Source organism: Sorangium sp. So ce327, from assembly GCF_051530205.1.
GTDB classification, from domain to species: Bacteria; Myxococcota_A; Polyangia; order Polyangiales; family Polyangiaceae; genus Sorangium; species Sorangium cellulosum_B.
The window spans coordinates 778,002-801,203 of record NZ_CP150330.1 but is presented as its reverse complement, the minus strand read 5'-3'; the positions used below and the strand labels follow the sequence as shown (position 1 = coordinate 801,203).

The following is a 23,202-nucleotide window of genomic DNA, read 5'->3' as shown; positions in this document are numbered from 1 at the left end:
TACCCTCGTCGCCGTTGCTCGACCCAGCGGCCTATCGCTGGTGACGCATCCGCTAGGCGAACGTGGTCATCTTCTCGCCGCTCGGCCTTCCTTTCCCGCCGGCGCCGACATCACCGCGCTGGCGCCAGGCCCAGCCGGTGCCGTGTGGGCAGGGACCGATCTCAGCGGCCTCATACTGCGCGGGCCGGAACGCGATCTACAGATCACCGAGGACCAACGCCTGCCGTCCGCGACGGTGACGGCCATCGCTCCGGTGCCCGGTACGGGGTATACCAGAGCATGGGTCGGCACCACCGCCGGGCCGGCCGTGGTCGTCCTGGAGGGGGACACGCCTCGAGTGGAGCCCGTCCGCTGGGAGCGCATGCCTACCGGTCCAATCGACGCCCTGGCCGCGGTCGAGGATGGCTCCGTGTTCGTCGCCTACAATGCCATTCCGAGAGACCATTTCGTCGATTCCGAGCTGGCCCAGCGGCGTTCCCGCACGCGCATCGTCCACGTCTCCGCGCAAGGCGCGCCGCGCGAGCTCACGACCGGCGACACCCTGGCCGGCAGCGACGTGCGCGCCCTCGCCTTCAGCCCCCAGCACGGTCTCTGGGCGGGCACGTCCGCGGGACTCTTCGTCATGAAGCCTCCGGGAAGGGAGGACGCCGGCGCGGAGGCCGAGCGCTTCGAGCCGGTGACTGGCCAGGGCCGCCTTCCCCCGATGCCGATCCGGCGGCTGGCCATCGCCCCCGACGAATCCCACACGCTCTGGATGGGCGTCGATCGACAAGGCGACACGCCCCCGTTTATCGTCGGGTACCGCCCGGGCACAGGCTGGGTCTACACGCTGACGCCCGATCTCGGCGTTCCCAGGGGCGGCGCCATCGACGATCTCGCGTTCACGCCGGATGGGGATCTCGTCGTCGCGGTTGGCGGAACCCTCGCCAGAGGTCGGGTCTTCGTCCCCATCGCCCCCCCTCCGCCGCCGGCCCCGCGGTCGATCTGGCTCGCCGCCAGCGCGCTCGGCGCGCTGGTCGCCACCGCCGCCGCGATCGTCGCCCTCGCCCATCGCCGCAACCTCTACCTCCGCACCCCGCTCACGGATCGCGCCCTCTCCGGCATGCCCTCGGCCCTCGCCTCCATGCGCCGCCTCCGCGTGCTCGACGAGAGCTGGTCTCGGCTCGGCCTGCCGGAGACCCGCATTCCGCACATCGAGGCGCTCGCGTCGACAGCCCCGCACGCCCCGGCGCAGCTCCGCGCCCTGGCCGAGCTCCTCGGCATGGAGAACGCCGCCACTGCGCCCGTGCAGGAGCTCCCTCACGGCCTCTCGCTCCTCGCCGCCCGCCTCCCCTACCCGGCGCCGCTGCGCGATCACACCGTCGCCCTCGTCTCGCTCGATCTCGACCTGGCCAGGCGCGCCGAGCCCGCCCACCTCCGCGCCGCCTTCGAGGCCGCACTCCAGGGCGCCGGCCAGCGCTTCGAGCTCCCCTTCGTGCTGCTGGCCCGCGACGACGTCGCGCGCGACCTCCTCCCCGCCGACCTGGACAGCCTCCACCTCGGCGAGCGCGAGCTCAAGGCCCTCCTCTTCGCCCGCAATCCACAGCACACCTTCGCGGGCCTGCTCCACGCCCGCCACCTCGTGGCCCTCTCGCCCTATGCCACCGCCGGCGAGGTGAAGGACGAGCAGATGTTCTTCGGCCGCGTGGCGCTCCTCAAGGAGCTCCTGCTCGCGAGCTCCATCCAGCACATCGTGATCGGCCCCCGCCGCGTCGGGAAGACGTCGCTCCTGAAGCGCCTCCTGCGCGAGCTCCCCGCCCGCCGGCCCGACGTCGAGGCCGTGTTCGTCGATCTGCTCGGCGTCGCCGACCACGCCCGCGCCGCCCGCGCGCTCGCCCGGGCGCTCAGGATCGACGCGCCCCGTGACCAGGACCCGGAGACGGCGCTCGCCGACCTCCTGCGCGCGCGGTTCCAGGACAGCGGCAAGAGGGGCGTTGTGCTCCTCGACGAGGCCGATGGGCTGATCCAGGCGGACGCGGCAAGGGGCTTTCCCCTGCTCGCCGCGATGCGGACGCTCCAGGCCGAAGAGGTCTGCTCCTTCGTCCTGGCCGGCTATCTCTTCCTCTACCGCGAGTCGCTCAACCAGCGCTCCCCTCTCTACAACTTCGCGACCGTGCGCCTGCTCGGCCCGCTCGAGCGCGAGGCCGCGCGCGACCTCGCGCTCAAGCCCATGCAGCGCCTCGGGGTCGCCTACGCCGACCCCGAGCTGCCAGCGCAGATCGCGGAGAAGACCGGCGGATACCCGAGCTTCGTCCAGGTCCTCTGCGACGCCGCGCTCGATGTGCTCCGGGACGCCGGCAGCGGCGATCTCGTGCTCTCCGCGGAGCACCTCGCGCTGGCCGAGCAGAAGGTGGGTATCTCGCTCCGCGACATCTTCCGCTCCAACGCCGGCGACGCGGCGCAGCTCCTCGTCCATCGATTGCTCGATCGGGACGACTTCTCCGCAGCCGACGCGGAGCAGGCTCTCACCAGCGCCCTCGGACGCGCGGTGCCCGCCGCGACCGTCGATCAGGCGCTCCAGGAGCTCAGGCTCTTCGGCTTCCTCGTGGAGCAGGACGACCGCTTCTCCTTCGCCATCCCCCTGCTCCGCGACACGCTCCGCGCCGGCGACCCGGCGCGCGAGGCCGAGCAGCTGGTCGAGGCGATGGCTCACGGCGGGTGAGCGCACCATCTCGCGAGCTCGACAGGCCGAACTGCCAGGCGGACGAGGCGACCTCTTCTCTGACACGAGGAGGCATCGCGCCTGGCGGTCCGCAGGGCGGCCGCGCTGCGACAGCGGCGCGACAATCTGCGAGAGCTCTATGGTCGGGTGCTTGTTCCTCCCGCTGTCGTTGCGGAGCTGAACCGGGGGCTACGGCTGGGTAAAGACCGCCCGACGTGACCACGCTCGATTGGATCCAACCGGGTCGGTCCCGAGCTCGACCGATTACAGACGTCCGGGTTTCGCCTTGCCCCCCGCTGTCCGGCGCACTGTCAGGCGGCGCGGCGGCGCACGATCAAGCCGATCAGGCTGTATGCCATTCCCGCGCCCACCAGGCCGAACTTCACGCGAGCGCAGTGCGACGCGATCGCGGGCCAGATTTCCTCCTCTGCGCCGTGCAACGCCGCCAGCAGCGCGGCGTTCTCCATCGCGTCGAGCAAGCCGGCCAGCCATTGCCCCCACGCGAGCAGCCCTCCCAGGCGGGCGCCTGGAGAGCCTCGAGCGCGCAGCTTGTCCGCCGTCATGACACAGCCCAGAGCGAGCAAGCTCGAATAGGCCACCAGGAAGAGATAGTCGAGCCCGAGGATGAACGCGGCGTCGAGACAGGCGCGGTCGTCCCATGAGCCCAGGATTCGGCGAACCTCGCCTGCGCTCCCCGCAAACTCCAGGGACAAAATCCCCTTGGGTGCTTCCGCAGTGCGGAGCCGCTGATCGAGCGCTATCAACCCCACACCGCTCGCCACCGTCAGGCCGAGCAGCGACCAGAAGAGGACGGTGCGCCCTGGAATCCGTTCGAATGGATGTCGCACGGTGATTCCCCTCCCGGACGCGGCCCTCGGAACACGCGAGCGCAGCGACCTCGTCAATCCCGAGGGTCAGCGAGCCGGCGCGAGCCCCTCATGGGCCTCCGCCACCTCCTCATCGCCTGCCTTTGCCGCCGCCGCGTCGTGGTCCGCTGCCGCCGCCTCGCCGTGGTCCGCTGCCGCAGCGATCGCCGTCTCCTCGGTCGACGGCGCCGCGCCAGTCGGCGGCGGCGAGAGCGTGGTTCCCTTCTCGGTCGACTGCTCGCGGAACCGGAGCAGGAACGAGTGCCCCAGCACGCCCGCCACGCCGGGGAGGTCCTCCACGATCGCGAGCTTCACGCTCGGGGCGGAGGCGCCTTCCACCTCCAGCCGGCCGGCGACGGCGAGCTTCGCCTCCTGAAGGCCGCTCGGCGTCCACACCCGCAGCACACGCGGCCCGGCGGAGAGGCCGATCCGGTCCGCGAACGCCCTCTGTACAAGCACGTGGCTCACCATTGCATCGACGACGAAGACGCCCTTTTCCTTGCCGTCGATCGCTGCTTCGCCTCGAGCCAGGCGGTCCTCCCCGCGCTGCAAGAGCGCCTGTCCGGTGACGGCGAGAGGCTGGCACTCGGCCGAGGTGGCGAGCTGGCTCGCCATCTCCATCACGGTGAAGCCAGACCACCCCACGAGCCGCGTCCCTTCATCGGCATGGTAATAGAGGAGCTGGGCGAGCGGCGCGATGCTGTCGCACGGGCGGCGGAGATCCTGATAGACGCGCGCCAGGTGGACGGGCGCCCCCCGCTGGTGCGGGCGGAGCGCGATGCATTGCTCGTAGTCGGCGGCCGCCTCCTCGAGCTTTCCCTGGCGCTCCCGCGACTCGGCGCGCCCGCAATAGGCGTCCCCGTCGGCCGGGCTCTGCTCGATCAGCCGCGTCGCCGCGCGCTCCGCCCCGGAGTACTCTCCGCGGCGGTTGTGGGCGGCGCGGATCTTCCAGAGCAGCCTGGGCCCGTGGCCGCACGCCGCGAGGAACGCCTCGCTGCGCTCGATCACCTCGCGATCGCGATTGGCGCGACGGAGGAGCTCGGCCAGCGTGAGCATCAGGTCCTCCTCACAGGGGTTCGCCTCCAGCGCGCGCTCGGTCGCGGCGAGGCCCTCCGGCGGTATCCGCACGGCCGCGGCAGCGTGGATGTACGCCGCCGCGACGCCGCCCACCGCCGCGAGCAAGACCGCCGCGACGCCCGCGCTCCTGAGCGCGCGACCGCGCCGGATCGCACGCTCGCAGCCAGGGCAGGCGACCCCGTGGGAAGCGGAGAAGGAGACGCACACGTGGCAGACGGGAGCGCCGCAGCGCGCGCACTCCTCCGTCGAGGGGGCGAGAGCATGAAAGCGGCAGCGCGGGCCTTCCTCGATACGAGTGCGATATGCCACCCTCCTAGGCTAGCATTGCTGGGAGAAGCGCACGACGCGCTCGCCGCTCGAGATAGAGACCTACAGCATCCAGCTGCCGACGCCGCGGAGTGACACAAGCGCGCCGACCGGCGGCGATCTGTACGCGACCCCCACGCCATCCACCGAGAAATCGTTGCGCCGGAGCGGCACCAGCGCGGCGGCGCCGACCTCGAAGCCGAGCGGACCTGCCAGGCTCGCCAGCGACAGCTCGATCGGCACCGCCAGCCACGTCTTCTCGACGGCGTCGTTCCGCGTGAAGCCGCTGGCCGCCACCTTCAGCCGGCCAGCGTGAACGCCGGAGCACACGTCGAAGCGCAGGCCTCGAACACCCGCGGCCGCGAAGCAGGCGCGCACGGCGCCGCCGAGCATCGTCTCGCGGAGCTCGCCCGGCCCGAGCTCCAGCGTCTGCGGGACGAGCCAGAGCGCGCCGATCGCCGCTCGAAATCGCGCACCGCCGATGCCGAGGTCCGCGGAGAGCGCGGGCGCGAAGGGACGCACCACGCCGAACAGGCCGGCAGCGCCCGCCGCCAGCGTGAGCCGCGTGGCGCCACGTCCGGACGTCGACGCCTCGCGCTCGCCGCCGCCGGCGCCCGCTGGCGCGGGCCGCGCGACCGGCGGCCGCTCCGCCGAGGCGCTGGGTGAAGGTGCCGGCGCTGGAGGCGCGGGCGGCGGCGCGTCGCGCGCCTCGACCCCGGGCTCCTGCGGGGACGACGCCTGCCCGTCGGAGTCGAGCAGCAGCGCGAGCGTCACCGCGGTCGCCTGCTCGAGCCCGGCGCAGCTGCGGCTGCGATCGCGCAGCTCGCGCGCGCCGCTCCCGCTGCGGATGGACGCGCGGAAGCCGTCGGTATCCCGGGTGAAGTCGACGAGGTAGGAGCTGCTCGCACCCGTCTCGGGCCGACCGCGCAGCTGCTCGACGCGCTCGATGAGGCGCGCCGCGTCCGGGCAGATCTCGGCGCCAGCGCCGCGCGTCACGCTCAGGAACGGCTCGGTCTGCGCCGCGGCGGTCCCCGAAGCCGCCAGCATCGCACAAAAAACCACGGGAAAAGCGCGACGCCTCCGCATCCGGACGACGCGAGGGTAGCCGCCGCGCGGAGCACGCGCATTTATTTGTGATCGTCGCGGGCCGGCGTCCCCACTAGAGCACCGATCACGTTGAAACCCGGAGAATTTTCACAGGGAGGCGGGGAGGCGGGGAGGAAGAAGAAATGAATTTCTCCCTCCTCGCCGTCTCTCGCTCCCCGCCTCCCCGTCTCCCTGTGAAAAATTCCTGCTTTTTCTTGTGGTTTCAACCCGTTTGTCGCTCCAGATGGCCGAGTGGTATCGTCCCTGCACAATTCCGCGCTCGAGCTGGCGGCGTCTGCTCGTCTCGTTCGCTGACAGGTCACCGGGACGTCACGGCATGAGCACACCGGACCCCGAGTTTCGAGCCCTCTACGACGCACACTTCAACTTCGTCTGGTGCTCGCTCAGGCGCCTCGGGGTGCGCGAGGCGGACGTGCTCGACCTGGCGCAGAAGGTGTTCTTGACCGCGCATTTCAAGCTCCCCGAGTTCGAGGGTCGATCGCTCCTCACGACATGGCTCTTCGGCATCTGCCAGCGTGTCGCGAGCGACTACCGGCGCTCAGCGCGGTTCCGGCGCGAGGTCACGACGGACGCCGCGGAGATGGACCTCTACGGCGGCGCGTCCGAGGAGCTCGCGCTGAGCGCGGAGTCGCGGCAGCGCGCGCAGGCGGCGGAGGCCATCTTGAACAAGCTGCCGGAGCCGCAGCGCCTCGTGTTCGTCCTGTTCGAGCTCGAGGAGAAGTCGGGGCAGGAGATCGCGGACCTGCTGGGCATTTCCGTGGGCACCGTGCGCTCGCGCCTCCGCCTGGCGCGCGAGACCTTCTCCCGCGAGGTCAAGCGCCTCGCGCTGGCACAGGACACGAGCCGAAAGGAGGCCGTGTGATGGGGGATCCTGAACGGCTGCTGAGCGTCAAGAGCGGGGCGGACCCGCTCGAGCGAGAGCTCCTGGGAAGCGTGCGCCACGTGGGTCCGCCCGAGGGCGCGAAGGAGCGCGCATGGCGCGGCATCGCGGGCCAGCTGGCGGCGGGGACGGCCGTCGGCGCCACGGCCGGCGCGAGCGCCGCCGCTGCCACGAAGGCTGGCGTCGGTTCGCTGTTGCCGTCGGCGCTCTCGATCAAGGCAGCGGCTGTGCTCGTGGGCGGCGGCCTGGTGCTCGGCGGAGGGTACTGGGCCCTCTCCTCCCCGGACGAGCCGCCTGCGCCGCCCCACGCGGCGGCCCCGGAGCGCGCGCCCGCGGAGGTGCCGCAGGCCCCTGTGGCGCCTCTGGAGGAGCCCAAGGCGCTTCCGGCGCCGCCGCTCGATGGTCCCACCGCGGGAGAGCCGACCCGGAGGCCGAGCGGACCGAAGCCGACGGAGACCGATCTTCTGCGCGCGGAGAGCGCGCTGCTCACGGAAGCGCGCGCCAAGCTGCGCTCCGGAGACGTGGCGGGAGCCACGGCGCTCCTCGAGCGCCTGCGCGCGCAGTTCCCGAACGGCGTGCTCCGGCAGGAGCGCGAGGTGCTCGCCATCGACGTGCTGGCCGCGCGCGGCAACGCGCAGGAGGCGAAGCGGCGCGCTCAGGCCTTCGTCAAGCAGTATCCCAAGAGCCCCCACAGCGCGAAGCTAAGGCGGTTCCTGGATCAGCCGTGAAGCGCTGCTCGGCCGCTCGCATCGTGGCGCTCGGCTGCCTTGCGGCCTCCGGGTGTGATGCGGAGATCACCTCGGTCGGAGCCTGGGCGCCTGTCGTGTCCGGATCGTCGTATATCGAGGCGGAGCTCGGAGAGCTGAGCGACGGCTTCACCGTCGGTGAAGACAGCCGCGCTTCCGAGGGCCGCTTCATCGCGCCCCCTGGCGGAATGCCCTCGGACGACGCGCCGGGGCTCGCGCGGGCTCGCTACCGCTTCGAGGCGCCGAGCGGGGCAGAGTACGTGATCTGGGGGCGGATCCACGCTCCGGGTGCCCTCAACAACCGCTTCTGGTTCCAGGTGGACGGCGGCCCCTGGTACCTCTGGCGCATCAGCGTCGGTGACATCTGGTTCTGGGACGATCTCCACGACAACACGCGCTATGGCGAGCCGCTCCGGTTCCCCCTCTCGGCCGGAGCGCACGAGCTCGTCCTCGCGAACGCCGTCGAGGGCGTCCAGCTGGATCGGCTGTACTTCACGCCCGACGGCGACGAGCCCCCGGGCAACGACACGCCCTGCGATCCGCCGCATTCGATCGAGGTCGAAGGGGAATGCCTCCCGAGCTGCGGCGCCTTGAAGGGGACCGCGTGCGGCGACGTCCCGTGCGCCGGGCGCGAATTGCTCGAAGCCTACGATTGCGCTGTGTGCTGCAGCATCGAAGGACCGTGAGCCGGCGGCGCTCCCGCGGTCGGGTCGGAGCGCGGCGACCGTGGACCTACCTCTTCGTACCAATCGAAACGTCTCCACGTTTCGACGACGAAAAAGGTGATCGCGCCCGAGCGGGTCTCCCACCGAGGCTGAGTAGCCAGCTGCCTCGAGCGGAGCCCTGAATGACTACATCATCGATTGAACAATTCAAGTCCCACGGAAGCGTGGGCCTGCTCGCCGCGGCGCTCGCGCTGTCGGCGTGCATCGGCAACCTGGGCAGCGAAGACGGCAAATCGCCGGCGGAGGGCACGAACGGCACGAGCGGCAGCTCGAGCAGCGGAGGCTCGGGCTCGGGGCCTTCGGGCCCGGGCGAGCCATTGAGGTGCGACGCGAGCACCATCGATCCTGGGCCTTCGCCGATGCGGCTGCTCTCGCGGGAGCAGTACCTGAACACCGTGCGCGACCTCGCCGGCGACGTGCCCGGCCTCGACGCGGCGCTCGGCCCCGCGATCGAGGCGTCGGCGTTCGGCCTCTTGCAGCCGGACGTCACGCAGGTCGAGCTCGAGCATTTCCAGGCCGCGGCGGACGTCATCGCCGCGGCCGTCGCCGGCGATCCGGAGGCGCTCGACAGGATCGCGCCTTGCGAGGCCGGAGCCGAGCCGCGCGAGTGCGCGCGCCAGCTGGTCGTGGGCTTCGGCGCCCGCGCCTACCGCGCCCCGATCACGGACGCGGCGGACATCGAGCGACACCTGCAGCTCTTCGACGTCGGCGCGGAGACGAGCTACGAGCACGGGATCGAGCTCCTGCTCCGCGGCATGCTGCAGTCGCCGCGCTTCCTGTACCGCGTCGAGATCGGCACCTCGGAGAAGGTGAGCGATCGCGCCGTGAAGCTCTCTCCTTACGAGGTGGCCGCTCGCCTCTCCTACATGCTGTGGGGCACCCTGCCGGACGCCAGGCTGAACGAGGCCATCGAAGACGGCAGCCTGACCACGAAGGAGGGCGTCGCGGCGCAGCTCGACTGGATGCTGGAGGACGAGCGCGGCGAGAGGCTGGTCCATCGCTTCCTCGGCAGCTGGACGCACCTGAACGGCCTGAACAGCGTGGTGAAGGACGCGGACGCCTTCCCCGAGTGGCAATCGCGGTCGTTCCGTGAGTCGCTGCGCGGGCAGGCCGACGCCTTCTTCGACCACGTGCTCGACGACGAGGGAGGCAAGCTGAGCGCGCTCCTCACCTCGACGACGGTCTTCTACAACAAGGATCTCGACGGGTACTACGGCGTCACCGGCGACGACTCCTTCCAGCCGCTGAAGCGCACGGACGGCGCCACCTCGGGTATCCTGACGCTCCCGGCGCTGCTCGCCATCCAGGCGAAGCCCGCAGAGAGCTCGCCGATCTACCGAGGGAAGTTCGTGCGCGAGGCGCTGCTCTGCCAGCAACTGCCGGCCCCGCCGGCCAACATCCCCAAGCCGCCCGAGGTCGACCCGAGCAGCTCGACCCGAGAGCGGCTGTCGCAGCACGAGGTGGACCCGAGCTGCGTCGGCTGCCACCAGCTGCTCGACCCTATCGGCTTCGGCTTCGAGCACTACGACGCGATCGGCCGCTACCGCGAGCTCGACGGCGGCGAGCCGGTCGACGCGAGCGGCAAGGTCATCGCCACCCGCGACATGGACGGCGAGTTCGAGGGCGTGGCAGAGCTCGGCAGTAGGCTCGCGGGCAGCGCCGAGGTGGAAGAGTGCGTGGCGCGCCAGTGGTTCCGCTTCGCGATCGCCCGCTTCGAGCAGGACATGGATGGTTGCTCGATGGAGAGCTTGCTCGAGACCTTCAAGGCCGCCGGCCAGGATCTGAACGCGCTTCCCCGCGCCGTCGTGGAGACGGACGCCTTCCTTTACCGCCGTCCGATCGACGCGCACACGAAGGAGATGCCATGAACCGAAGAGGCCCTATCGACCTCCGCACCCAGATCAGCCGCCGCAAGCTGCTGGGCGGGCTCGGCGCCCTGACCGTCGCGCTCACGAGCCCCGTCTGGCGGAGCGCCACGGTGTTTGGACAGGACGCGAAACAGCCGGGCGCCAGGCGCTTCATCGGCATCTTCTCGGCGAACGGCACGGTGCCGTCGGCGTTCTTTCCGGCAGGGGATGCGCACGAGGCGCCGCTCTCGCTCGGCCCGATCCTGGCGCCGCTCGAGGAGCACAAGCAGAGGATGCTTGTGCTCAAGGGCGTGCACATGAACTCGACGGTCGAGGACGAGCTCGGCGTCACGAGCGAGAACAAACCCGGCGGACCGCACATGAAGGGCCCCGGCGCGATGCTCACGGGCGGCTCGCTGCTCGCCGGCAGCTTCACGGGCGCGGGCGGCCCCGCCGGCTGGGCGGATCGCATCTCCGTCGACCAGCACATCGCCAATCGCATCGGCAAGAGCAGCCAGTTCCCGTCGCTCGAGTTCGGCGTGCGCATCGAGGGGCAGGAGCCGCTCCGCGTGATCTCGTACCGCGGTCCGAACCAGCCGAACACGGCCGTCGACGATCCATTCCAGATGTACTCGCGCATCTTCGCCAACGCGGATCTCTCCGAAACGGAGCTGCAGCGGCTGATCGCGGAGCGCCAGAGCGTGCTGGACTTCCTCAAGGACGATATCGGCCGACTGAAGTCGCGCGTCAGCTCCGAGGACAAGGCGCGGCTCGAGGCGCACCTCGGCGGTATCCGCAACATCGAGCAGCGGCTGCAGAGCTCGGTGGTCTCGTGCACGCCGCTCACGATGCCGGAGAAGTTCGACACGCGAGCGATGGAGAACTATCCGAAGGTCGGCCGGCTGCAGACCGACCTGATGCTGCTCGCGCACATCTGCGGCATGACCCGCGTCTCCACGTTCATGTGGGCCAACGCCGATAGCTGGCAGTACTATCCCTGGATCGGGGTGAACGAGGAGCACCACGAGCTCTCCCACGCCGGCGACAACGATGCGGTCGCGAACGAGAAGCTCGTGAAGATCAACGTCTGGCACAGCGAGCAAGTGAAATACGTGCTGGATCAGCTGGCGCTCGCGAAGGAAGTGGACGGCAGCTCGGTGCTGGACAACACCCTGCTGCTCTGGGGCAACGAGCTCGGCGTCGGCAACACGCACACGTACAAGGATATCCCCTGGGTGCTCGCGGGCGGCGCGGGCGGCTACTTCAAGATGGGCCGCTACATGAAGTACGCCGATCTGCCGCACAACAACCTGCTCGTGTCGGTATGCAACGCCATGGGCCTCGACGACGTGACCACCTTCGGCATTCCCGGCGTGTGCACCGGGCCCCTGCCAGGCCTCCTGGCCTGAGCCGCGGGGAGAGGGCGACCTGCCGGCCGCCGCGCTCGACGCGGTCGCGAAGCTCCGCGCCAAGGGGAGCGAGCAGATAAAACCGTACGCAGCCCCGGAAGAAACCCGACATTCGCGCCGAGGTCGGAAGTCGCGGACGGATCCCGTTCAGCCGGAGCGAGCGCGCGGCGCGCGGCCCGGGCCGGCCTGGACAACTGGACAGCTGGACACCCCTCCTCGCGCACTGCCGTCTTACCATTCATCACAGTTTTGTATTGCCACATTCCGGGTTCAGCCTATATTCCACACCAATCAATTTTCCTACCATCCGCCGCGCATCGGCCTCGGCGTGCCGCGGCGCTTACGCTTCTCAAGCCCAGGACGCTCGTCCATCATCGCTTCGCTGCGTCGGCCAGGGAGCGGAGCGCCGCTCCGCCGATCGGAGAAGCCAGATCACGCCTCGAGGAGCCAGGCAGCGCAGGCACGCTGGACGAGCAGCGCGCGTCGACACCGTTCCATCCGTTTCGTTCGAGGGGGGGAGACATGGATGTTCGTGACATTTACGGCGCGGGAGACCGCGACCGGGACCGGGCGGGGCTTCCATGGAAGCTCGGGATCGCGCACGTGGTGGGCAGCTTGAAGGCCGACGACGCCGAGCAGGTGGTCGTCGATCTGACGGCGCTCCAGCGCGCTGCGGGCCATGACGTGACCGTGATCGCCATCGCCGATGATCCGGACGGTCCGCGGGCAGAGCAGCTGCGGCGGCGCGGCGTCGAGGTGCAGCTCCTGCCGAAGCGCCGCGGCTTCGACGTGAGCATGACCGCCCGGCTCGTCGCGCTCTTCAGGGCGAGAGGGATCTCGCTCGTCCATGCGCACGACCTGCAGCCGCTCCTCTATTCCGCGCCCGCAGGCTGGCTGCATCGCGTCCCGGTCGTCCACACGAAGCACGGCGTCTCGGACGACCTGCAAGGCCGGCGATGGCTGCGCAGCGCCGCCGCCGCGTTCGTCGACGCCCACGTCGCGGTGTCGCGGCCGGCCGCCGAGGCCCTGGTCAACCAGGGTCAGGTCAGCGCCGAGAAGCTGCACGTCGTCGCCAGCGGCCTCGACCTCTCGCGGTTCGCGCCCGATCCCGTGGCCAGGGCCCGTGTCAGGGCCGAGCTCGGCATCTCGCAGCGGGCCTGGGTGCTCGGGAGCGTGGGGTGCCTCTCAGCCGTGAAGAACCATGCAATGCTCCTGCGCGCGGCCGCGCAGGCGCTGCCGGAGGACGGGCGGCTGCTCCTCGTCGGAGATGGCCCGGAGCGGGCGCGGCTCGTCGCGCTCGCGCGCGAGCTCGGCCTGTCCGAGCGCGCGCTCATCGTCGGCGGGCGGCACGGCGTGCCCCAGATCCTGGCCGCGCTCGACGCGTTCGCCCTCACCTCCGTCGCCGAGGGCCTGCCGCTCGCCGTCCTCGAGGCGATGGCCGCCGGGCTCCCCGTCGTCGCGACCGCGGTGGGCGGCGTGCCCACGGCCCTCACCGAGGGGTACACGGGCTTCCTCGTGCCTTCCGGGGACGCCGAGACGCTCGCGGCCAGGCTGACGGAGCTCCGCGACGACCCCGCGCTCGCCGCGCGCATGGGGCGATACGGCCGGAAGGTCACGCTCCAGCGCTACTCCGCTGCCCGCATGGTCGAGCGTTACATGGACCTCTACACGCTGCTGCTCGTACGGCGGCTGCACCGCGGCATGCCCGCCATCCGGCCGAGCGACTTGTTCGCCTATGCGCGGAGCTCGTCCTTCGTGCAGCGCGCGTTCGGCGTCAGCGAGGCCGCGGAGGCGCCGGGCGGCGGCTGGGGCGCGCCGCGCAGCGACGCGGCGGCCAGCGCGCGGCCGCGCTCGCCGATGGCGCTGTCGATCTGAGCGAGCGCTGCGGCGCACCTCGAGCTCGCCTCGTCCCTGCGCACTCGGAAGCCGGCGGGCGCGGTCCGCGGGGAAACGCCTACGACAGCAAAAGGTGTTCGAGGAGAATCTTGAACCCGAGTCCAATGAGCACGATCCCCCCAGCGAGGTCGAGACGCTTGCCGAGCATCGCCCCGAACCGCCGTCCCGCGAAGAGCCCCGCTGCGCTGAGCAGCGCCGTGACGACGCCGATCGTCACGACGGAGATCGCGAACGGGGCGTTCAGCATCGGCAGCGTGATACCCACGGCGAGGGCGTCGATGCTCGTGGCGATCGCCAGCACGAACATCGAGCTCAACGCGAAGGAATCGGCCGTGGTCTCGCCCTCGCTGTCGCCGTCGCCGCGGGCTTCCCAGAGCATCTTTCCGCCGATGAACGCGAGCAGCACGAACGCGATCCAGTGGTCCCACGCCTGCACGCGCGGACCGATCTGCTCTCCGAGCAGCCAGCCGATGACGGGCATCAGGGCCTGAGCGCCGCCGAAGAACCCGGCGACGAGCAGGACATGGCGCGCCCGGATCGCCGGGACCGACAGCCCTCGTGCCGCCGCGACAGCGGTCGCGTCCATCGCGAGCCCGAGCGCGAGGAGCAAGATCGCGCCGAAGTTCATGAGCCCCTCCGCGCGTCACCGGCAGAGAGCGGGTGAACCTCGACCGTGACGTGCTGGAGGCTGGCGATCGGGACGAGCGCGTCACGGTAGGCGGAAGGCGCCAGAGGGCTCGGTACCGCGACCGAAACGATGCAGGCGCGCGCGCCGGGGCCGATGTCCCACAGGTGGAGATCGACGACGCTCGCTCCTGCGAAGGTGGACTCGATACGATCGCGGATGCGCTGAGCAAGGGACTCGGAAGGGACGACGTCGAGCAGCTGCCTGGCCGCCTGTCGGCAGAGTCCGTAGCTCCACTTCGCGATGACGAGCCCGCCGACGATGCCCATCGCGGCGTCGAGGAACGTCCAGCCAAGGTAGCGCCCGCCGAGGAGGGCGAGGATCGCGAGCACGCTGGTCAGCGCGTCCGCGAGGACGTGGAAGTACGCCGCGCGCAAATTGTGGTCGTGCCCGTGGTGGTCGTGGCCATGGGCGTGATCGTCGTCGTGATCGTCATGGCCATGGTCGTGGTGATCGTGGTCTGGGTGGTCGTCGTCCGCCTCGTGATGGTGCTCGTCGGCGTGGAGGAGCCGCACGCTGACGAGGTTGACCGCGAGACCGACGACGGCGACGGGAAGCGCCTCGGAGAAGGCGATCGACTCGGGATGGAGGAAGCGGCGCAGCGACTCGACGACCATGAGCAGCGCGATGAGCGCGAGCGCGACCGCGCTCGTGTACCCGGCGAGGGCGTGCACCTTGCCCGTGCCGAAGGAGAACGCGCTCGACCCGGACTGCTTGCGCGCGAACCAGTACGCGAAGGCCGACATGCCGAGCGCGCCCGCATGCGTGGCCATGTGCCAGCCGTCGGCCGTGAGCGCGAGCGAGTTCGTCGCATAGCCGACCACGAGCTCCGCCACCATCATGGCGAAGGTCAGCGCGACGACCCACCGGGTCCTGGCTTCGTGCGAAGGCGCGGCGGCGCCGTGGTCGTGGGCGTGTCGAAGCTGGGCGAGCCGATCGGATCCCGTGGAGTCGCTCATCGTTGCTTCCTTCACTTCACATAGGCGCGGACGATCTGAACCAGCTCCTCCGCGGCCTCCCGCTGGGGTGCCGTTGCGCGCTCCCCGTCGATGACGTGCGTGCGGATGTGCCCCTCGATGAGCTCGCCCACGAGGCCGTTCAGCGCGCCACGCGCCGAGGTCACCGTCTGCAGGACCTCCGAGCAACCCGCTTCACCCTCGAGGGCCCGCTCGACCGCTTCGAGCTGCCCGCGGATCCGCCGGACGCGCGCGATGAGCTTCTTCTTGTTCTCGACCGTGTGCACGCCTATAGCATAGGGGGGTATACTATACGGATCAAGCGCCGCGCGCTGGCTCCTCTCGGAGGCCGGCGACGGTCGGTGCAGGTCCGTCGTCTCGCCGGGGTCGCTGAGGCCGAGCTCCCAGGCGTTCGGCGGGATGGGCGGCAGGGGGTCGATCAGGTCCACGCAGTCCACGCAATGGGTCGCTCAACCCATGTGGACTGAGGGGGACAACTATCCGTTGCGCGCCCGGTAAGCGCGCTGCTGGCAAGCGCGCGAGCAGTAAGCGCGCGGCCGCCCCGTGGAGGACTGGGCGATCTCGCCGCCGCACTGCGCGCACGTCGACTTCTCGTCATGCCGAGGGGCATCAGGGAGACTTTCGTCACAACCCCGCGCTGGAGACCGTGACGTTTCGGGACTTTCGTCACATCGACGGGAGCGCGACCGGACGAGCGCCTCGATGCCCTCGAGCACGCGCTGCAGGCCGAACAGGAACACCTCCTCCGTGAAGGGGTGCTCGCCGAAGGCGCCCGAGCGCATCAGCTTCGCCATCGTCGGGAGGCGCCCCGGGTCGAAGAGCTTGTCCCAGAAGTACGCGCGCTCGGACCACCACTGCGCGTCGGTGACGCCGGTCTCCCGCTCGGCCTCGGCCACGTCCACCGAGAGCCTCGCCGCGCCTCGGACGTACCCGTCGACGAGGTGGACGACGGCGATCACCTCGCGGTCGGTGAGGCCGATCCCGCAGGCCGCGCGGAGCTCCGCGTCGTACGCCGCCATCCCGTTCGGCCCCATCACGGGGCGCACCGGCGTCACGTGCAAGAACCACGGGTGGCGGTGGTAGAGCGCCCAGTCCGCCAGCGCCGCCGCCTCGAGCTTGGCCCGCCACCCCCCGGGGACGTCGTCGACCAGCGGCAGCTCCCCCGCGACGGTGTCCAGCATGAGATCCAGGAGCTCGGCCTTGCTCGGAACGTACCGGTAGAGCGACATCGTGGTGAACCCGAGCTTCCCGGCGACCCGCTGCATCGACAGCGCCGAGAGCCCCTCGCCGTCGGCGAGCTCGATGGCGGCCCGCACGATCTGATCGAGGCTCAGGCCAGGCTTGGGCCCCCGGCTCGGCCGCTTCCTGGCCCCCCAGAGGAGCTCCAGGCTGCGCACGGCGTCGCCGCCGCCGCTGTACTCCGTCGCCGTTTTCCGACGCCTCGTTGGTTTGACAGCCATCCCGCGACTGCGTATACCACACACACAAACGTGTACGTAATACACATTTTATGGAGGCCCGCTTGAAGCAGCACGACCCGAGGCGATCGACGCGAATGACGATCCTGCCCCTCCACGCGCGCGGCCTCTCGGCCGTCGTGCCGCTCGCGCTCTCGCTCGGATGCGCGGCGCAGGAGCCGACGCCGGAGCCCACGTTCTGGCAGGACGTCGCGCCGATAACGACGTCCAGGTGCGCCGCGTGTCATCAGGAGGGCGGGCTCGCGCCCTTCCGCCTGGACGACTACGTCTCGGCGAAGGCGCGCGCAGGCGCGATCGACGACGCCGTGCAGGGCGGCCATATGCCCCCGTTTCTCGTGACGCACGACGGCTCGTGCGGCGACTTCGAGGACGAGGCGACGCTCACCGCCGAGGAGATCGACATCATCCATCGCTGGGCGACCGGGGCGCGCGCCGAGGGAGAGCGCGCGGGCGCGCCGCCCGCCCCACCCGTGCCCACGCTCGAGGGCGGCGTCGACTACATGACACCGCCGATCACCCCCGTGGTCGACCCCGCCAATCCGCTCGCGGCGTACGACGAGTGGCGGTGCTTCCAGGTGGACCCGGGCATCGAGGCGGACCGCTTCATCACCGGATATCAGGTGACGCCCGGGGTCCGGTCCATCGTTCATCACGTCACGGTCTACCGGGTGACTCCCTCGGAGCCGTCGCTCGTGGAGGGCAAGACGAACCAGGATCTGATGACGGAGCTCGACGGCGCCTCGCCGGACAGGCCCGGCTGGGAGTGCTTCGGCGGCCCGTCCGACGGGATGCCGTTCCAGCCGCTGTTCGCCTGGGCGCCCGGGCAGAACGTGGTCGAGTTCCCCGTCGGCACCGGGGCGCCGCTCTCCTCGAAGGACCATTTCGTGGTCCAGGTGCATTACAACCTCCATGACCACGCGAGCGCCTCCGCCGAGGACTCGACGCGCCTCCGGCTCCGCTACGAGGACACCGTGGAGCGGCGCGCCGTGTTCATCGGGGACGACGGCTTCCTCACGACCCTCTTCGAGCCGGACGGCCCGGACACGCTGCCTCCCGGCCAGCAGGACGCGGCCTACACGTGGAAGAGGACGCGGGCGGAGCTCGCGATCGACCCGGCGCTTCCCCCGATCGAGGTGCTCGGCGTGATGCCGCACATGCACGAGCGCGGGCGCACCTTCGACATCCGCGTGGCGTCGGGGGCGCAGGAGAGCTGCATCACGCGCGTGGAGGACTGGGACGTCCACTGGCAAAACGTGTACTGGTACCGCACGCCGCCGCTGCTCGACCCGGGCTCCTCGCTCGAGGTGACATGCACCTTCGACACGCGCGACGCCCAGGATCCCGTGCTGCCCGGATGGGGCACGCAGAACGAGATGTGCAACGCGAACATCATGGTCGCGCTACCGATCACGCCGTGACGCCGCGACCGCGCCCTCTCCCGCCCCATGAGCCTGGCGATCGGCGCTCGTCGCTCGCGATCGATCACAGCACGTCGCAGCGATCTTCAAACATGACGCTTGCCGGTTGACCTCGTGATTTCGCCGGGCCACCGCACACGACACCACATGTAGCCAGCATCACAAGGCGGCAACGCCGCACGCTTTCGTCCATTTCAACCAAGCGTCCGCGCACGAGCGAGCGGAAGATGGACGCATCGAGCAGCGAGCGCCGCTCGAAGCACCACGGTGAACATCGCGGTGGTCACCCCGTTCTTATGGAGGGAAGCGCCTATGCTGGGATGGTTGGGATTTCTCGCGGGCAGCGCCTTCGGCGCGTACGACATCGCCTCGGTCGAGGTCACGCGGCCGCATCCATCGCTCGAGAGGGTGGTCTACGAAGTGGACGCCGGGGACAGCCCCCTGGATCGATTCTCGATCATCCACGTGAGCAAGCGTGGGGCCGGCCGCGGCTGCAGCGAGCCCGTGATCCTCTTCAGCCCCTTCACATTCCCGGGCGAATTCTACGAGATCAGCGAGACCGGGAGGTACGCGAAGTCCGCGGCCGGCGAGCTCGCCATGGCCGGTCACGACGTCTGGCTCGTCGATCAGCGGAGGACCGAGCTCCCGCCCGGCGCGTGCGAGTCCGGCGCGGCCGATTGCAGCGTGATGGCCGACTGGGACTTCGACACCCTCTCGAACGACGGGCTCTTCGCGCTCTCCCTCGTGCGCTCGCAGAACCCCGGCGCGCGGCCCGTCATCGGAGGATTCTCCGCGGGCGCCAACACGGCCATGGCGCTCGTCAACCGCGCGCCCCGCGCCTTCTCGGGCGTGTTCCTCTACGAGGGCACTTTCTACACCGAGGATCCGGAGATCGCCGCGCACAACGACGCGATCTGCAGCAACCTCGAGGGGGCGCTCGCCGCGGGCTCGACCTACGATCCCAGCATCGCCGTCCTCGGGCTCGCGTTGCGCGGCGCCGCCGCCGATCCTCAGGGCGCGTTTCCTCTGCCCATCTTCCCCCCGGGCACGACCAACCAGCTCGCCATGCTGCTCGTCTTCGGCGCCCCGCCTCCCCCGGGCGCGCTCGCCCCGACTCCCTCGTTCGTCCGCACCGTCGCCGATTTCGAGACCCAGAGCCTCGTCTATAGCGATGAGGCCCGGCTCGAGCTCGCAGGTCCCCTCATCGACAACTACGGCGCCATCGCCGGCGTCTGCGATCTCGCGTGCGGGCTATCGGGACGCGACGCGAGCCACACGTCGAACCTCTCCGCCTTCCGCGGCGATGTGCTCATCTACGTCGAGGGCACCGGCTTCGGCCCCGCCATGTTCGACACCGCAGGTCTCTTCGATCGTGCCGCGTCCGTCACCATCGATCACAACCCCGAGCTCGGCGAAGCGGACGTGTACTTCAACGTCCACTGGAAACAGACCTTCCTCGGCCCCTTCACGCGCTGGCTTCGCCAGAAGATCTAGGACGCATTCCGATCAAGGGCGCCAAATTTCCAAAAATAATCGTCAATTTTCTGCCGTTCTCGCGCCCATGGCACCTCGACATCCCGGAGCCAGAGGGATACACGCGGCCGAGGCATGCAGGTCTCGACGACGCCCATCACGTCGATCTCCGCGAGCGACGTGAGCTGGCTGCTCGCCACGGAAGCGGGCAGCCGGGTGCTCTCCGGCGCGGATCTCTTCACCTTGGCGTTCGCGCTCTCGGGCCGGTCGCACCAGGAGCCGCTGACGCTCGACGAGGCGCATGACCTGCTCCTCGCGCACGGCCTTCCAAAGGCGCTCGCGGGCAGCGCGCTCATCGAGCGGATGCGCGAATCGACGAGCGCCGATCCGGCGTTCCTTGTCTACAACGCGAGCACGTTCTGCGTCGACCGCAACGTCGGTATCCCGCGCCGGCTGGGACAGCTCGTCTTTCGTCACGACGTCCAGCGACTCCTCGTGGCTCATCGCGCGGAGAGGCCGCCGCCCCCGGAGCGCCCTGTCACCCGCGCTCGGGCCCGCTCACCCGCGCGGGCTCGGCGGACCGAAGCGCCCGCCGCGCCGCCACGAAGTCCCCCCGCCACCCCGACGACCCCGGAGCGCCCGCCGCGCGCCCGTGCTGCCAGCCCGCGCGGCACGCCCGCCGCCTCCCGGCTGCCCGCCGCCTCCGGCGTGGCGGAGCCGGCGCCCTCGCCCGAACCGGCTCCCCTGCCGGCCCCGCCGCCGCCCAGGAAGCCGGCGCCGCTCCTGATGTCCGGCCTCGACCGGTCCGAGCTGCTCCAGCGGCTCGCGGACCCGCCGTCGTCGCTCGCGGCGGTGAGCCACGCGCTGCGCGCTCACCTGCTCGCCTCGGCCGAGCAGTTCGAGGAGCTGCTCGCGCTTGCCGCGCTCACCGGCGTCGAGCCGCACCGCTACCAGATCGAGACCGCGCGGCGCATCCTCCGCGTGTTCCGCGGGCGCGCGCTGCTCGCGGACGAGGTCGGTCTAGGCAAGACGGTCGAGGCGCTGACGATCCTGCGCGAGTACCAGCTCCGCGGGATGGTCCGGCGGGCGCTCGTCCTCGTCCCTCCTGCGCTCGTCGGCCAGTGGACGGGCGAGCTCGCGGAGAAGGCCGGGATCGCCGCGCGCACGACCGACGACGCCGCGCGCACGGCGGACCCCGAGGCCTTCTGGCAAGAGGAGGGCGTGGTCGTCGCGTCGCTCGCCCTCGCGAGGAGCGCGAAGCACGCGCCGCTCGTCCAGGCCGCCTCGTGGGACCTCGTGATCATCGACGAGGCCCATCACGTCAAGAGCCGCACGACCGCCGGCTTCAAGCTGGTCGACGGCCTGCACAGCCGGTTCCTCCTGATGCTCACGGCGACGCCGATCGAGACCGATCTCGAGGAGCTCTACAACCTCGTGACGCTGCTCAAGCCCGGGCAGTTCGCGACCCCGGCGGCCTTCCGCGCGCAGTTCGTCGACCCGAAGGACCCGCTGTCGCCGAAGAACCGGGAGCGGCTGCGCGCCCTGCTCGCCGAGGTGATGGTGCGCAACACCCGCGCGGACAGCGGCCTCGCGCTGCCGCCCCGCTATGTGAGCACGGCGCTGGTCGATCCGCTCCCGGAGGAGCGCGAGCTCTACGAGCGCGTCCTCGCCCTCGTGCGCGCGCACGGGGCCGACGCCGGCTCCCGGATGCTGGCCTCGACGCTCCTGCTCGGCGCCGGCTCGAGCCCCGCCGCAGTTCGCGGGAGCCTTGAGCGCATGAGCGCGAGCGAGCGGCGCGTCCCCGCGCTGCGCGCCGCGCTCGCCGCGCTGGCGAAGCTCGCGGCCTCGGTCCGCGCGTCCCGGAAGGGCGGCGCCCTCGTCGATCTCGTGCGCGCTCACAATGAGCAAGTCCTCGTCTTCACCCGGTTCCGCGACACGCTCTCGTACATCGAGGCCGTGCTCCGCGAGGCCGGCGTCGAGCCCGTGGCGTTCCACGGCGGCCTCTCCGCCGCCGACAAGCGCGCGGCGCTCTCGGCGTTCCGCGACGGCCGCGCGCGCGTGCTCGTCTCCACCGACGCCGGCGGCGAGGGGCACAACCTCCATCACTGCCATGTCCTCGTGAACTTCGATCTTCCCTACAACCCCATGCTCATCGAGCAGCGGATCGGGCGGCTGCACCGGATGGGCCAGCGAGAGGAGGTGCGCGTCTACAACCTCTGCGCGCGGGGCACCGCCGAGGAGCGTGTCCTCGATCTGCTCGACCGCCGCCTGCACCTGTTCGAGCTGGTCGTGGGCGAGATGGATATGGTCCTTGGCAACATGGCGGACGAGCGCGATCTGGAGGAGCGGATCGTCTCCCTCTATGCGACGTCGCGCTCGGAGGAAGAGCTCGCGAGCGGCTTCGACGCCATCGCCGAGGAGCTCGCCGCGGCGCGCGGGCGTTACGAGCAGGTGAAGCGCCTCGACGCCAAGCTCTTTGGAAAGGACTACGAGGCGTGACCGCGGCGCTGGGGATGCTCTCGCCCACGGAGGGCGCGCTGCCCTCTCCGCTCGATTTCGTGGTCGAGGCGCTCGCGGAGGCCGGAGCGCTCGCAGAGCGGGAGGACGCGCGGGCGGTGGCGCTCCTGCCGGCGCAGCTCGCGGCCGAGATCGAGGTCCCGGAGGAGTGCGCCCTCGCGCTCTACCCCGATCGGGACGGGGACGTCGCGTGTGGGCTCGGCTCCACGCTGCTCGAGCGGCTCATCGCGAGGGCGCGCGGGCGGCCGGTGTCCACCTCGGTGCGGCTCGCCGCGGATCCGCCGCGGCCTGCCCACGTGCGGGCCGCCGCGGACCGCTTCGTGCTGCGCAACGGGCTCTGCGAGCCCGGGCAGGTCTCCACGGGCACGGCGGTCTACGTCGCGGCCGTCGTCGCTTATGGCGTCGAGGCCGACGACCGGCGCGAGGGGCTCGTGCGGATCGTTGTGAACGCGCACGACGGCGGCGAGCCGGACGCCGCGCTGGGCGCGCACCTGGATCTCGCCTGGCCGAGCGCCCTCGTGCAGCCGAGCGCCGCGCCCCTCTCGACGGACGATCGCACGGCGGACTGGATCGCGCTCCGCGCCGAGCGGGCGGTGCGGGCGGCGGTGCAGCCGCTGCTCGGCGAGGTCGAGCGCAGGCACGCGCGGGATCACGATCGTATCGTGTCGTATTTCGCGGACCTGATCGCCGAGGCCCGGGCGCCGCGGCGGCGCGCGGATCCGAAGGCCGTCGAGGCCAAGGTCGCGCACCTCATCGCCGAGCGGAACGCGAAGCTCGAGGCCTTGCCCGCGCGGTTCGCGGCGAAGGTGACGTGCTCGATCGCCGCGCTGGTGAGCGCCGAGGTCCCGGCGGCGCTCGTCGACATGCGTCTCCGGCGGCGCAAGGAGTCGCGGGACATCGTTTTGCGGCTCCCCGCGGGCGCTTCGAGCCTGGACAGGCTCACGTGCGAGGCGTGCGGCGCCGCGACGGCGCGGCCGGCGGCCTGCGACGATCGCATGCACCTGCTCTGCGAGGCGTGCGCGCCGAACGCGCAGGGCCGCATCGCGTGCCCGGCGTGCGCCAAGCGGCGCTGAGGGCCTACGCGTATTTGCCGG

18 protein-coding genes are annotated in these 23,202 nt (G+C 70.9%); 11 read left to right on the top strand and 7 right to left on the bottom strand.

Features of this window, described 5'->3' with window-relative positions; all coding sequences use genetic code 11:
* Window positions 1–361 precede the first annotated feature (361 nt).
* Window positions 362–2,701 carry an AAA family ATPase gene (locus tag WME95_RS02940; protein WP_437910943.1) on the top strand — a complete coding sequence of 780 codons (2,340 nt, stop codon included), beginning with the start codon at window positions 362–364 and terminating at the stop codon, window positions 2,699–2,701.
* Window positions 2,702–3,012: 311 nt separating this feature from the next.
* On the opposite strand, the gene WME95_RS02935 is transcribed toward WME95_RS02940, so the two are convergent.
* The 3 genes from WME95_RS02935 to WME95_RS02925 all read right to left on the bottom strand — a co-directional run bounded on the left by WME95_RS02935 (window position 3,013) and on the right by WME95_RS02925 (window position 5,997).
* Window positions 3,013–3,549 (bottom strand): hypothetical protein, encoded by a 537-nt coding sequence (locus WME95_RS02935; protein ID WP_437906903.1) that lies wholly within the window; start codon window positions 3,547–3,549, stop codon window positions 3,013–3,015.
* 66 nt (window positions 3,550–3,615) lie between these two features.
* Window positions 3,616–4,953, bottom strand: a complete 1,338-nt coding sequence (locus WME95_RS02930; protein WP_437906902.1) for a retroviral-like aspartic protease family protein — start codon at window positions 4,951–4,953, stop codon at window positions 3,616–3,618.
* Window positions 4,954–5,013: 60 nt separating this feature from the next.
* Window positions 5,014–5,997: a hypothetical protein gene (locus WME95_RS02925; RefSeq protein ID WP_437906901.1), complete on the bottom strand. Its 984-nt coding sequence runs from the start codon at window positions 5,995–5,997 to the stop codon at window positions 5,014–5,016.
* A gap of 376 nt (window positions 5,998–6,373) precedes the next feature.
* On the opposite strand from WME95_RS02925, the gene WME95_RS02920 reads away from it, so the two are divergent.
* The 6 genes from WME95_RS02920 (at window position 6,374) to WME95_RS02895 (ending at window position 13,539) form a co-directional block, all read left to right on the top strand.
* Window positions 6,374–6,919 carry an RNA polymerase sigma factor gene (locus WME95_RS02920; protein ID WP_437549309.1) on the top strand — a complete coding sequence of 182 codons (546 nt, stop codon included), beginning with the start codon at window positions 6,374–6,376 and terminating at the stop codon, window positions 6,917–6,919.
* Complete coding sequence (locus WME95_RS02915; protein ID WP_437906900.1) at window positions 6,919–7,665, top strand: tetratricopeptide repeat protein; 747 nt, start codon at window positions 6,919–6,921, stop codon at window positions 7,663–7,665. Before WME95_RS02920 ends, WME95_RS02915 begins: the two co-directional genes overlap by 1 nt.
* Window positions 7,662–8,369: a hypothetical protein gene (locus WME95_RS02910; RefSeq protein WP_437906899.1), complete on the top strand. Its 708-nt coding sequence runs from the start codon at window positions 7,662–7,664 to the stop codon at window positions 8,367–8,369. The genes WME95_RS02915 and WME95_RS02910 overlap by 4 nt, the downstream gene beginning before the upstream one ends.
* A gap of 161 nt (window positions 8,370–8,530) precedes the next feature.
* Entirely contained in the window at window positions 8,531–10,276 is a 1,746-nt protein-coding gene (locus tag WME95_RS02905; RefSeq protein WP_437906898.1) for a DUF1592 domain-containing protein, read from the top strand.
* On the top strand, window positions 10,273–11,664 hold the full coding sequence (locus WME95_RS02900; protein ID WP_437906897.1) for a DUF1552 domain-containing protein: 1,392 nt from the start codon (window positions 10,273–10,275) through the stop codon (window positions 11,662–11,664). Before WME95_RS02905 ends, WME95_RS02900 begins: the two co-directional genes overlap by 4 nt.
* Window positions 11,665–12,186: 522 nt before the next feature.
* Window positions 12,187–13,539 carry a glycosyltransferase gene (locus WME95_RS02895; RefSeq protein WP_437906896.1) on the top strand — a complete coding sequence of 451 codons (1,353 nt, stop codon included), beginning with the start codon at window positions 12,187–12,189 and terminating at the stop codon, window positions 13,537–13,539.
* A gap of 79 nt (window positions 13,540–13,618) precedes the next feature.
* On the opposite strand, the gene WME95_RS02890 is transcribed toward WME95_RS02895, so the two are convergent.
* The 4 genes from WME95_RS02890 to WME95_RS02875 all read right to left on the bottom strand — a co-directional run bounded on the left by WME95_RS02890 (window position 13,619) and on the right by WME95_RS02875 (window position 16,682).
* A complete protein-coding gene (locus WME95_RS02890; protein WP_437906895.1) occupies window positions 13,619–14,188 on the bottom strand; it encodes a manganese efflux pump MntP in 570 nt (189 codons plus the stop codon).
* Complete coding sequence (gene dmeF, locus WME95_RS02885) at window positions 14,185–15,204, bottom strand: CDF family Co(II)/Ni(II) efflux transporter DmeF (protein WP_437906894.1); 1,020 nt, start codon at window positions 15,202–15,204, stop codon at window positions 14,185–14,187. The genes WME95_RS02890 and dmeF overlap by 4 nt, the downstream gene beginning before the upstream one ends.
* Window positions 15,205–15,215: 11 nt before the next feature.
* Window positions 15,216–15,488 (bottom strand): metal/formaldehyde-sensitive transcriptional repressor, encoded by a 273-nt coding sequence (locus tag WME95_RS02880; RefSeq protein WP_437297622.1) that lies wholly within the window; start codon window positions 15,486–15,488, stop codon window positions 15,216–15,218.
* Between the two features lie 210 nt (window positions 15,489–15,698).
* The gene (locus tag WME95_RS02875) at window positions 15,699–16,682 is read right to left on the bottom strand and encodes a TetR/AcrR family transcriptional regulator (RefSeq protein WP_437906893.1); all 984 of its coding nucleotides are present in this window, start codon (window positions 16,680–16,682) and stop codon (window positions 15,699–15,701) included.
* A 95-nt stretch (window positions 16,683–16,777) separates the two neighbouring features.
* On the opposite strand from WME95_RS02875, the gene WME95_RS02870 reads away from it, so the two are divergent.
* The 4 genes from WME95_RS02870 (at window position 16,778) to WME95_RS02855 (ending at window position 23,181) form a co-directional block, all read left to right on the top strand.
* Window positions 16,778–18,118: a hypothetical protein gene (locus WME95_RS02870; RefSeq protein WP_437906892.1), complete on the top strand. Its 1,341-nt coding sequence runs from the start codon at window positions 16,778–16,780 to the stop codon at window positions 18,116–18,118.
* A 324-nt stretch (window positions 18,119–18,442) separates the two neighbouring features.
* Complete coding sequence (locus WME95_RS02865; protein ID WP_437906891.1) at window positions 18,443–19,612, top strand: hypothetical protein; 1,170 nt, start codon at window positions 18,443–18,445, stop codon at window positions 19,610–19,612.
* Window positions 19,613–19,726: 114 nt separating this feature from the next.
* The gene (locus WME95_RS02860) at window positions 19,727–22,090 is read left to right on the top strand and encodes a DEAD/DEAH box helicase (RefSeq protein ID WP_437906890.1); all 2,364 of its coding nucleotides are present in this window, start codon (window positions 19,727–19,729) and stop codon (window positions 22,088–22,090) included.
* Window positions 22,087–23,181: a hypothetical protein gene (locus WME95_RS02855; RefSeq protein WP_437906889.1), complete on the top strand. Its 1,095-nt coding sequence runs from the start codon at window positions 22,087–22,089 to the stop codon at window positions 23,179–23,181. Before WME95_RS02860 ends, WME95_RS02855 begins: the two co-directional genes overlap by 4 nt.
* Window positions 23,182–23,202: the final 21 nt, after the last annotated feature.